This window comes from Photorhabdus africana (assembly GCF_035181445.1).
GTDB lineage: Bacteria > Pseudomonadota > Gammaproteobacteria > Enterobacterales > Enterobacteriaceae > Photorhabdus > Photorhabdus laumondii.
In genome coordinates this window covers 1-11536 of record NZ_JAXBVE010000065.1, presented here as the reverse complement: position 1 = coordinate 11536, position 11536 = coordinate 1, and the positions used below count along the sequence as shown (strand labels likewise).

Below are 11536 nucleotides of genomic sequence, written 5' to 3'. Positions count from 1 at the left end.
AAAACCTTGGTTTAACAGAAACGGTAGAATTGGCGAAAAGTGCCGTGCCGAACAACCGGAAAATTAATGGCAAGGTGTTGAGTGGGGATGTCAGTTTGAACGCCGGGGATGTGGGGGCTTTATCAGGTAAACAATATATTAGTAGTCTGACGGTACAGACATCTGCTTGGGTAAAAATTGCTGAAGTAACAATGAAAGTGATGAGTACTATCAATATTAATATTGTTGGCGGTTCAGGGTACAACGTTGGGAGTTTTGAGCAATGCGCTATCACTAATATAGTTTTAAGAACAGGGAATGGATACCCGCATGGAATCAATGCGGTGATGTACACAGTTAATACCACTGCACCTACTGACTTAGCAACTGTTAATACATCTGGTGATAACTATGACATTTATATATTCATTGGCCCTTTTGCTCAAAACATAATTTTAAATGCTTTTGTGTCAGATAATGCAACTGTTAATCAATTAATTAAGATGGCAGAGTTATCAGAAGTCCCTAATGGGGCAGTTAAGGGGAGAGTCTACTCTTATTTATTATCTGGAAGAGAAAGTGAGATTTATCCAGTTGGTGCTCCCATTCCGTGGCCGTTACCGAATGTGCCATCTGGCTATCTCGCATGCAACGGTCAAGCATTTAATAAATCGCTATATCCGCAATTAGCGACCGCTTATCCATCTGGGAGGCTTCCTGATTTGCGCGGTGAATTTATCCGTGGTTGGGATGATGGGCGCGGTGTCGATGGCGGCCGTGGGATTTTGTCGTGGCAACCACAACAAGTTCAGTGGCACCAGCACCTTGGTGGTCATGGTGGCCGAGCGCAGGGAGCATTTGGTGTAACAAATCTAGCCGGCCATCCTGGCTCGTATCATGATGATTCAAAGCAAACTTTGCCATTCACAAATAACGGCAGTGATTTTCAAGGATTTACAAACAATGGTGCTGTTGGTGCAGAAACCCGTCCCCGCAATATTGCATTTAACTACATAGTGAGAGCAGCATAATGACTGAACAAAAATATTCTTTAGAGCTGGAAACGGCAATCTTAGGTAAAGATGGATTGGCAGAAAAAGCGGGTTGGCTGACGATCTACCATGCAGCGCCTCATTCAAGGGAATTTATCGGCGCGACACCAGAATATCTGATGAAGGGAGTTGGCATACCGGCGAGTTCCTATACAGATGCTCCGACACTTCCTGAATCCGATTCTCTGGCTGTCAGGCGCACAGCAGACGGAGATCACTGGGAAATTATCCCCGATTACCGGGGAAAAACAGCTTACAACACACAAACTCGCTTACCGCAAGAAATTACCGATCTGGGTGCACTATCCGAAACCCTGACATTCGAACAACCTGCTACTCATTTTGATCGATGGGATGGCTCAAAGTGGGTGGCTGACAAAGCGGCAATAAAGGACAGTGAGATTGAGCAGGCAGAACAATTACGTGACACACTGTGTACACAAGCTAATGAAACCATTACGTTGCTCCAATATGGCGTTGATACGGAATTGGCTTCGGAAGAGGAACAGGCATTGTTACTTGAATGGAAAAAATATCTGGTATTACTGAACCGAATTAATACTTCGTTAGCTCCTGATATTGAATGGCCGGAAATACCAAAATAAGTTACATCTTTTGGTAAAAAATCTTCTATGAGTGGTTTGTTGGATTTGACAAATTCATCAGATCACTCAGATCAAATTGGCGCGCCCTCAAAATGACCTACTATTCTAAGAGATGATTTAGTCAAAAGGAGAGCATGAAACTGTTCAGAATTGCTCTAATGGAAGGAAAACTTCGCCACGCGATGACGTATACCCTGTTAATATTGTTGGACATATTTTTAATAAAATTATAAGATGCTTTTGTTGTTATTCCAATGTTCTTTAACAACGGTAAAATCAGGGTCAATCTTTGTTTCGTGCTATAAGTACGATATCAATTATAACAGTGAACAGTGTTGTTAAAATATATATTGGATGCAATAATCATAAATTATCGATATCCATCAAAGGGGGAAGTTTTATTATGAAAAACATTATATTTATAGCTCCAGAGTTTCACTCCCTCCCCCCTACCTATTCTTCTGCTGTTGAATGGTGGATTTATAATGTTGCAAGAAAATCAAATATCAAAAATATGATAATTTGTAAAGGTGAACGTAATGAAAATAAAATAGAGGTAATAAATAAAAATTCCACTATATATAGAATCAGAATTAGCCGTGTCTATAAAAGAATATTTAAAAAGTGGACAAGGTTAGATCCATTTCCTTATAGCAAAAGAATCTCCTCAAAAATTTATCAGATAAATAAAGAAAATGATTCAATATTAATAGTTCATAACTCGATTACATTATATAATGAAATAAAAAATTTTTATCCAGAAGAATTAATGGTTCTTCACATGCATAATAAAAAAAATACAGAACATCTAGATTACAGGACAAAATTAATTACACCAAGTATATTTTTAGCTGATTTTTTTAAAAAAGAGGTGTCAAATATTGATGTAAAAGTGGTTCCTAATGGTATTAGCAAAAATATATATAATTCTAATCAGCATTGGAATAGAGAAAAATTTAACTTACAAGATGAAGATATTGTGATTCTTTATGCAGGAAGATTAGATAAAGGTAAAGGTGTTATTGAATTAATGAAATCAATAGCCATACTAAAAAATACAATAAAAAACATAAAATTACTTATTGTAGGAGATTATAAAACCAAGAAAAGACGAAGACTTAAAGATTATAGAGAAAAAGTCATTGAACAAGCTAAAAAAATGAATTCATGCTGTATACTTACAGGAAGTATCTCGCCTAATGATATGCATAAAATTTATCCGTTAGCCAACTTAACAGTAACTCCATCATTGGTGGATGAAGCTTTCTGTATGGTTGCCTTAGAATCAATGGCTAGTGGAACCCCTGTTCTTGTAAGTCCTAGGGGGGGAATAAAAGAATTTGTCGTACATAATAAAACTGGTTTTCATTTAAAAGAACCTTTATCGGTTGAAAGCATTTTCAATTTTACAGACTCAATATTCTGCCAATTGGTTGTAGGCTACACCATCTGAGTTTGTATTCTCTGGATGGACAGCCGAAGGAATATCTGGCATTTTCATATTGAGAATGAGCTCTTTCTATATTACTCCAAATTAGTAAAGAGCCAATAGAGTGTTTTTGCAATTCATTTGAAGTATCCATTCCTGCTTGGATAAACTCGAAGATAGTGTGTTCAGAAGTAAATGTCTTTGTAATAAAATGGAATGCACAAGCTTCATCATTGTAAAATAATATATTACCCCATATAAGAGGTTGGATTAGTTCAAATAATTCTTGCGTTAGTTCCCTATCTACACAACAAGACCCCCATCTTTTCTCAGTAAGAGAAAAATAAATATCTGCTATTTCTCTTGGGCTAAAAGATTCACAGTCTACGACTTTTCCTCCAATTTTTAGAAATCGCTTCAATCTGTCTTTATATTTTTTCTGGGATTTTATAGATATTCCACCGTTACCTAATTCTTTAGCAATGCACACTCTTCTATTGGCATTAAATATATATGTTGAATTAATTAAATTTTTCCTGTTTAAAGGAGATATAAATTTTGATTTAATAGGCAATATAAATTTAGCTTCCGGTGATGAGGGGATGATTAATTCGTCATTAGGAATAGCTATACGGATATACTTCGATAATGGAGTACAAGGATCATTTGCAAGAAACTTTCCTCTCCATACGCATATAGCAGCAGTCAATAACCTGTTAGAATCCCTCTGTACATAGTACTTTTCATCACATTTAAAGCGCATATGAATGAAATCTAAAACAATCGGATGTGTTGCCAGCCCTCCACCGTACATATGGTAACATTCACGATAATCGTCAATGCTAGCTTCTTCCCATCCAAACAGTGATAGTAATGTTTTCATCTAAATTTTTTATCCATTAAATAGTTCACAATATAAAACTTCATTCAGGAATTTTATCTTCCGGTAATGAGCTATATTTCATGACTTTATTACTAAAGTTCAGAACATCATCTTGATTTTCACATATTTCATTAGACAACATTTTACAATTCTCAGGTATTGTAGACTCTTTAATACCTGTCCACTCTGAAAATAGCGTTAAGAAATTCATTGAATTGCGTTGAGCGTTAAGAATATTACGTGACGTATCATCGTAAGATGTAATAAACATAGGGACCTGATAATTCTGCTTATATTTATCATTATGAGCAAGCCTCATCTTTTTACTATCTTTCTCAAAGAAAGAAACTCCGTGATCAGCAAAATACATCAAAGACCAACTCTTCTCATTTCTCTGTGCTTCATTAGTAATTATTGATAACAAGTCATCAGTATTTTTAATACTCTGTATATAGCAAGAAACCTGCTCTGACTTAAAAAACACCTTGTATTCATAATTTGTTCTGGTACAAGCGGGGGAGTGAGATCCCATTAAGTGAATAACAATTAGCTTCTTTTCTCTCTTATCCTCTAAGGCTTTTTTCACAATGGGTATTATATTTGTGTCAGGCATATTTCTGTTAAGACCAGAACTGGATTCACCTTTTTTGATAAATAATGGAGCATCAGCCCTTGCTCCCATACTGGCAACCGGAGTATCAAATATTCCCATAGAACCTTGATTTGATATCCAGTAGGTATAAAAGCCCGCTTTTTTTGCTAATGTAACAATATTGTTGCTTAAAATATTTTTACCATCGTTGACTATTGCTAGTGAATTTGCCAATGATATCTGGGTTGATGGACCTACTGAGATATAATTTGTAAAAATCGTCCCATTAGCAGTGCTCATAAAAGGTGTATTATGTATCGGAAATCCATACGCATTCATAAAATCTCTACGTACACTTTCTCCAATCACAACAATGTAGGTGCTATATTTGGGCTTTGCCGATACCGTTCCCCACGTATCTTTTTCACTTAGTATTTGTTGCATTTTTTTATATTCACTTTTCACCCTTATAAAGTTGATAGTGACATCTTTGACTGCTCTAATTTCAGGAAGTCCAGAATCAAGGATATTGAATTCCTTACCCTGTATAAAAGCTTTTAAAGGGTGGTGTATTACCGTAATTAATGTAAAAGAGAATAGAACAATATTAATATTTCTATGTAAATTAATGTTTACTTTCAGAGAGAACAAACAAAAAATCAGGATAAATGTACTAAAGAGATAATATTCAACTGGAATAGAAGAGATAAACTCACTGGCTTCTTGTTCGTTTGTATAGAATAACGAAAGAATTGAGTTGAAGTTTGGTGAGCCATATGTAAGCCCGATAGGGGCATAAACGAGAGTTGCTATACCGAGAACAATAAGCAGGGGCCTGTAAACCACAGTGACTTTGTTTAGCAAAAGAAAAATAAAGAATATAACGAATACATACGCTATTTTTAAGCGATAACCTAAAGCCATATGGGCTAAAAGGCAAAAGATGAAGAGTGTAACAACGGGTAATAGCTTGATTAGGTGGTTTTTTGTAAGTTTCATATTTATCTGTCAATAGGACATCGTGTAATAGTAAAACGTAGTTTAGCTCTCGAAAAAAAAGAAAAACGGAGATTCAATTTTTTCATCCATCCGAATTTTATAATAATACTATACTATGTATTTTGCGTTATGTGAATAAGATAAATTTTAGTTACGATTTAAACCTGAATCCTTTACTTGAAATATAAAAGAAACCACATAACGCAGAAGTATCATCATAACCCCCAGTATAGGAAAATATACATAACATGCCAAGCGTTAATAGATCATAGTAACAGGATAAAGTAAACAAAACAGTTATTAAATATATGTGCGGCTAAATTTTACCGTATTTATTTCTATTGAATATTTGGAAAACTGACTTATCAAGGATCGCTGTGAATTAATGAGCTATAACCGATCCTGTAATTTAAATTGTGCATTATGAAATACAGACTCTAAAATTTTCCGAATAAATTTCATACTATGAAAAATTGTTAATAGAAAAGTATAAAGCTTATTAACAGCCTAATATGACCTGTTTATGTAGGCTATTTGGATTGTTTTCATGACTATCTAAAAATTAAATTCTATCTTTTCTTTTAGTCAGTAATAAATTAGCTAACAACCAAATTATTTTATTTTTAGAACTAATTATTTTTAGCCTAAAAAAATTTATTTCTCTTCCGGATAAATTTAGCATCTTGTCTTTGATAAGAAAAAGAACTCATTTTCAATATAAAAATGCCAGGTACTCCTTCGGTTGTCCATCCAGAAAATATAAATTCATATGGTGTAACCTACAACCAATTGGCGGAATATTGAGTCTATAAAATTGAAAAGATCTATCCCGGCAGTTGAAAAATAGCAGCATAATAGGCAGGAATAATCTCGAAGACAAACTAAATAGAATTCTTTACGATTGTCATCTAGCTGCGTAAGCAGTTCTGATTGTTGTCATTCTGACAATTCAAGCTATTCAATATCAGGAACCAGTGAAATATTTACTCTATTTAGTATTACCCTATATTTTTTCTATGCCAATAGAGTAGTTTCGTCTTCGTCAGTGGCAATATTTAAATCGACAGCATATTGCAATGGAGCCATCTGCTTACATGCTGAAAAACAAGCTCCCGTTTTTTATTTTCAGCTTGTTACTGCAATTCTTATTTATTAGTGGAGGAATATTGCCAGCAAACTCAATGAAAACAGACTCATCGACTTTCACGGCATCGTTTGGAAATGAACTTACATTGATATAGTCTTGTTTCCATCCAACCGGATAAAATGCGTTAGCTGTTGCACCGTAATGATACATAACTAATACCCTATTGCGAATCAATAATAATTTATACTAATACCAGCACCAGCATAATTGTTAGTCAATTTGAATGGAGATGGATTCAGAACAGCAGAGTAACCATTAGCTATACCACTACCGGAGCCTAGTCTATTCACTGTCAACACTACGCTCACACATACATTAGAGAACCTAACTGGTAGCATGAACTGTGATAATTTCTAATGGTTCTAAAACTCAAGTTATTTCCTATTGATAAATCAATCCAGTATCGCCACATTTCCACCAACCATTTTGCTGTATTCTTATTACCTTTAACGTTAACACGGCTATCCATTTCTATTTTTGAATACGCACCCACATCACAGCATTCAAACTAACATCCCCGGCCAGCTCCTTCTCATTAATCTTCTGACTACTTGACTCGGCATTATTAGCCTTTTGAACCGTTTCCACTAAGCCAAGTTTTATCAATTACCCATCTTTCCATCCCATTTATAATCAACATGATAAGGAATATCTAGCAAACATTTAAGATTCTCAGGAGAAATGGAGATCAGCTCTGAGATGGAAGAAGATTGTAGAACCGTGGGAAGAGAGGCTATTGGGGTTACGAAGTGTGGGATTAATTACTCTAATTGGGCTTTTTTAGGTGTTGATAGCAGGGTGATCTAACAAACAAAATCCGATATACTACTTATAAATAAAACTCGTTTAACTTTTGAGGTAGAAAATGATACCTAAGAAAATTCATTATGTATGGGTTGGTAATCAACCAAAATCCGAGCTGATACTCAAATGTATTGAAAGCTGGAAGAAACACCTTCCTGATTATGAGATATTCGAATGGAATAATGAGAAATTTGAAAAAATAAAAAATAAATATTCAGAACAAGCTTATAAGAACAAGAAATGGGCATTTGTTTCTGACTATATCAGGCTTTATGCTCTTTATCATGAAGGCGGAGTCTATTTGGATTCTGATGTTGAAGTCACTAATAACATAGATCAATTTCTTCGTTTAGATTTTTTTAGTGGTTATGAAAATTATGAGGGACATTGTCACCCAATTACTGCTGTTATGGGTGCTCAAACAGGAAATCCCATCATTGCTGATTTATTAAGTTATTATGAGAATGCTGAATTTGAAACCTCAAGTGGTTTTGACTTAGAGACAAATACAGTTCGCATTAGTCGTTATTTCTCTGAAGAATTCGGACTTCAAGCACCTTATGATGGTTCTATCACAACCCAGCTAAATGATAGATCAATTATTTATCCATCCTATTACTTTTGTACTCCAGAACATGAACTAGAGAACTTTTCAATTCATTTGTTTAATGGCTCTTGGTGCCCCTCTCACTCTCGCAAAGATAAACTAGTTATCTTCAATAGATTTATTTTTTCTCGGTTCATTAGATTAAGGGATACAGGTGAACCTCAAGTTACATCAAGAGAAAAAATACTCTTTAAACTCCCTATATCCAAGAGCAAACAATATGTATTAATAATAAAAAAATAACATAACTTACAGGGAACTATATCCCTGTGAGCTAACCAAAATAATAGATCGTCTTAACACATAAATTCTACGAATATTAAAACCTTCGCCATCTACTGCAACAACAGTAGTTCACGAAAACGGTTGGTGATAACAATGAGTTAGCAATACATTGTTTTAGATAAATTCATATTTATTTCCTATGCCAGAAAATCATAGTTATATTTTTATATCATGTTAATTCTCTTTTGTCTTAAGTATTTAGGCTTTATAAATTATCTAAATATATTTATTCACATTATGAAAAATATATAGTATAGTACTCATGAATAGCTTGAATATTAATTCCTTTTTTAGGATATAGGGTACCTTTTGCCATTACATTAATATGTTATTGATATAAAGGTATGAAACTCATGCAAATCCATACTAAGCAGACTATGACCTGTTGTTGTGCTCTTTGCTTTTCTATTGTTAAACAAGGCTGCTATGGTAGTAACTCCCGTTTATGCCTCTATTAGGCTGATGTCTGGTTTGCGAACTCTAATTATAGTATGGTCTTTATTTTATAACGATTGATATTTAATTATTCTACGAAAATAATTAAAGGAAATTACCTCAATGACTAAAACTAACGATGCTTATGATTGTGCTTTAAAGAAGTTATCAATAGTAGTAGCTGCACATAATCTAGAAGGATTGGTTCTCAAATGCGTCAACACTATAAGGCATGCCTTATCTGACTGTGATCCTAACGAATATGAAGTTCTGCTTATAGATGATAGTTCTTCTGATTCAACTCCATTAATCCTAAAAAAATTCTCTGAGGAAAATGAGTCCTTTGTTTATATAAGAAAGGAATTTGGAAATTTAGGTAAAGTAAAAAAATATGCAGTAGAGATAAGTAGTGGAGAGTATATAACTTTTGTTGATGGTGATGATTTCTTATCTGATTTTTCTATGAAAGAAATTTTAGACTTCTTAAAATATAGAAAACCAGATATATTTATCAGTAAGTTAAATGAAGTAAGAAAAGATGCGGATATAATAGAAAGGTCGGGGTTATCGTCTCCCATAAAACTTCACAGAAACACGGCAATAAAAGAATTTTTAATTCATAAGAAATTTCAAGCTCATTCAGCAGGGAAATTTTTTAGGAAGGAATTATTTTGTGGAAATAATTTTTCTGACATCTCTTGTTATGAAGATGCGCTATCCTTCCCTTCGTTTTTAGTCAAGTGTAATAGTATCTATTTCACTAATATGAAATACTATAATTATATAAAAAGAGAAAGTAGCCTTTCTAATTCCATTAATGAATCTAAAGTAAATATAATGGCAAAGGTTATCTTAATAACAGATGAAACTTTTGGCAGAAAATTCAGAAACCTTACAGCTTGTCATGCTATAGAGCTTATCTATAAATATGGAGATAAATTATCAAAAGAATATTTTGATTCTATCTATCAGATAGTAAAAGACCTTTCAATATTAGGCTTTATGCTAGATCATAATGTTAGGTTTAGTTTTAAAAGAAAATTTCTGAAAATAAGAAAGAAATAAAATATTAAAGGGTGGAAAAATCCACTCTTTCTTTTATTAAGAGATGATCTTGATATTAAAAACACAAGAAAATATTATCATTAGTAATGTTGGGACTCATAGCTATAAAACCACTGTTATTTGGTGAAAAAATTTTATGACGCATTTATTAATAGCCCGATTGGCAAATGCTAATGGTTCAGATATATTATCAATAGCAGGAAAATAAAGTATTTTACTTTTGGTGTAGTTACAGGATACATTTTAATGTATTTGATTAAAGGGTTTTAATTAATATCTATTTGATTTATGAGTATTAATGAGTGATTTAATAGTCTAAATATAATGGTTTGCAGGGGCTTAATGCAATCAAAGAACTTTATATCTTTTTCCCGAAAAATTTACAGGTTTTTCTCCGGGTTTTTAACCAGTCGGTCATACTTTACTTTAGTAAATTTCAGTAAACTATCGGCTTCCTTAGTTGCATGATCATGATAGATAATTCTAAAACTAAAAGTGTAATACATCGCATAATGCGAGTTAAAGAAAACTATGTAAACTCGTTAATTTATCATCTAAAGCTTGTTCATAGTTTTTTCAAAATGAATGTATTTTTCTCTAAATAAGTCGTTATTTTGGTTGCTTTATGACCAACAAAGAAGGTGCGGCACCTATCATTCGGGTTTTGCGTTCATACGGCAGTGTAAAGGATTCACAAACATAGTATCAATTGAATGCTTTTTAAACTATGGCGCATCCATGCACCATAGTGTTACCTAAGTTCATGTCTTGCTGCTTCAGCTAAAAAGTGACTTCTATCTCGATATTGTGTCGGACTTTCTTTGACGCGATTATCAATACGCTGAATGAGTGTATCGGGTAATGAGATATTAATACGCTGTTGTTTTCCGGAAAATTCAGATAAATCAACATCAATAACAAACCAACTATCAATGTATTGATATTCTGCGTTTTTTGCATAAACCAGATAGCCAGCATCCTGAATATGTTCAACTGTTCTATTATTCGCAACCATATCTTCTACTGTTAACAAGATAGCCTCACGCGCCATTATCGCAATGTCTTCTTTATTATCCGCGGCAGAAAAACAGCCATAATCTTCGGCACACAGCGCAGGAATGACTAAACCATACGCTGTATTTTCATTTTTCGATAACTCAACACCTACTGAAAAAAACATGATGACCTCCAAAGTCGGCGGGGATTAAACTCTCACCATTTTCTTTATAGATTTGACAATACTGATAGGCAGATCTTTTTTGGGATGCGGAACCGAGTATGTCTTTCCGGTTATTGGTAACTCCTTCTAAGTTCGCGTCCAACAGCAATCAGCTCTTTTATCAGGTTGGTTGATTTCATATCCTCCCAACCTGACATAAGCATATGCACGCATACACACAAAGTAAATTTATTTATCTCAAATGAACTTGCGTTAAAACGCAAAGTGATGCTAATTTTCTGTATATTTTCCACTCAATTATTGTTCGTAATTTCATCATAGTTAATATATTTCTTTCTCAATCATTATTTTGGTTATTTATTGGTACTCAGATCTGCCCAATTTTTACCATATTGAGTCCCATTGAATGCCTTTAAAAGCTGCTTTGACAAAGATTGCCGTCAGTTAATGAACTACAGAAAGCCTTGGTTTAAC

The 11536-nt window shown here is 33.8% G+C and carries 10 protein-coding genes and 1 pseudogene; 5 read left to right on the top strand and 6 right to left on the bottom strand.

All coding sequences use genetic code 11. The features are described 5' to 3' along the window. The 3 genes from SLS51_RS21760 to SLS51_RS21750 all read left to right on the top strand — a co-directional run. A partial coding sequence (locus SLS51_RS21760; RefSeq protein ID WP_323840625.1) for a tail fiber protein occupies positions 1–1010 on the top strand: 1010 nt, incomplete at its 5' end. After that, complete coding sequence (locus SLS51_RS21755) at positions 1010–1636, top strand: tail fiber assembly protein (protein WP_323840624.1); 627 nt, start codon at positions 1010–1012, stop codon at positions 1634–1636. The genes SLS51_RS21760 and SLS51_RS21755, both read left to right, overlap by 1 nt. Positions 1637–2039: 403 nt before the next feature. Beyond that, positions 2040–3089, top strand: a complete 1050-nt coding sequence (locus SLS51_RS21750; protein ID WP_323840623.1) for a glycosyltransferase — start codon at positions 2040–2042, stop codon at positions 3087–3089. Here the strand turns inward: SLS51_RS21750 and SLS51_RS21745 are convergent. The 4 genes from SLS51_RS21745 to SLS51_RS21730 form a co-directional block, all read right to left on the bottom strand. Continuing rightward, positions 3043–3948, bottom strand: coding sequence for a GNAT family N-acetyltransferase (locus SLS51_RS21745; protein WP_323840622.1), 906 nt, complete (start codon positions 3946–3948; stop codon positions 3043–3045). The two genes, SLS51_RS21750 and SLS51_RS21745, sit on opposite strands and share 47 nt — an antisense overlap. Positions 3949–3988: 40 nt before the next feature. Continuing rightward, positions 3989–5539, bottom strand: coding sequence for a phosphoethanolamine transferase (locus SLS51_RS21740; protein WP_323840621.1), 1551 nt, complete (start codon positions 5537–5539; stop codon positions 3989–3991). A 1014-nt stretch (positions 5540–6553) separates the two neighbouring features. Next, positions 6554–6625, bottom strand: a complete 72-nt coding sequence (locus SLS51_RS21735) for a tail fiber assembly protein (RefSeq protein WP_323840626.1) — start codon at positions 6623–6625, stop codon at positions 6554–6556. 4 nt (positions 6626–6629) lie between these two features. After that, positions 6630–6836, bottom strand: a complete 207-nt coding sequence (locus SLS51_RS21730) for a hypothetical protein (protein WP_323840620.1) — start codon at positions 6834–6836, stop codon at positions 6630–6632. Between the two features lie 715 nt (positions 6837–7551). On the opposite strand from SLS51_RS21730, the gene SLS51_RS21725 reads away from it, so the two are divergent. Next, positions 7552–8340: a glycosyltransferase family 32 protein gene (locus tag SLS51_RS21725; RefSeq protein ID WP_323840619.1), complete on the top strand. Its 789-nt coding sequence runs from the start codon at positions 7552–7554 to the stop codon at positions 8338–8340. A gap of 600 nt (positions 8341–8940) precedes the next feature. After that, positions 8941–9882: a glycosyltransferase family 2 protein gene (locus SLS51_RS21720; protein WP_323840618.1), complete on the top strand. Its 942-nt coding sequence runs from the start codon at positions 8941–8943 to the stop codon at positions 9880–9882. Positions 9883–10633: 751 nt separating this feature from the next. Here SLS51_RS21720 and SLS51_RS21715 read toward each other — a convergent pair. Beyond that, positions 10634–11062: a type II toxin-antitoxin system HicB family antitoxin gene (locus SLS51_RS21715; RefSeq protein ID WP_323840617.1), complete on the bottom strand. Its 429-nt coding sequence runs from the start codon at positions 11060–11062 to the stop codon at positions 10634–10636. A 24-nt stretch (positions 11063–11086) separates the two neighbouring features. Beyond that, positions 11087–11241: pseudogene (locus tag SLS51_RS21710) on the bottom strand (type II toxin-antitoxin system HicA family toxin). Between the last annotated feature and the right edge of the window lie 295 nt (positions 11242–11536).

What these genes read in the sequence shown, in the direction of transcription:
- SLS51_RS21755 (WP_323840624.1), top strand. Translation starts at nt 1,010, where the DNA reads ATGACTGAACAAAAATATTCTTTAGAGCTGGAAACGGCAATCTTAGGT.
- SLS51_RS21720 (WP_323840618.1), top strand. Translation starts at nt 8,941, where the DNA reads ATGACTAAAACTAACGATGCTTATGATTGTGCTTTAAAGAAGTTATCA.
- SLS51_RS21715 (WP_323840617.1), bottom strand. Translation starts at nt 11,062, where the DNA reads ATGTTTTTTTCAGTAGGTGTTGAGTTATCGAAAAATGAAAATACAGCG.
- SLS51_RS21740 (WP_323840621.1), bottom strand. Translation starts at nt 5,539, where the DNA reads ATGAAACTTACAAAAAACCACCTAATCAAGCTATTACCCGTTGTTACA.
- SLS51_RS21745 (WP_323840622.1), bottom strand. Translation starts at nt 3,948, where the DNA reads ATGAAAACATTACTATCACTGTTTGGATGGGAAGAAGCTAGCATTGAC.
- SLS51_RS21750 (WP_323840623.1), top strand. Translation starts at nt 2,040, where the DNA reads ATGAAAAACATTATATTTATAGCTCCAGAGTTTCACTCCCTCCCCCCT.
- SLS51_RS21725 (WP_323840619.1), top strand. Translation starts at nt 7,552, where the DNA reads ATGATACCTAAGAAAATTCATTATGTATGGGTTGGTAATCAACCAAAA.
- SLS51_RS21730 (WP_323840620.1), bottom strand. Translation starts at nt 6,836, where the DNA reads ATGTATCATTACGGTGCAACAGCTAACGCATTTTATCCGGTTGGATGG.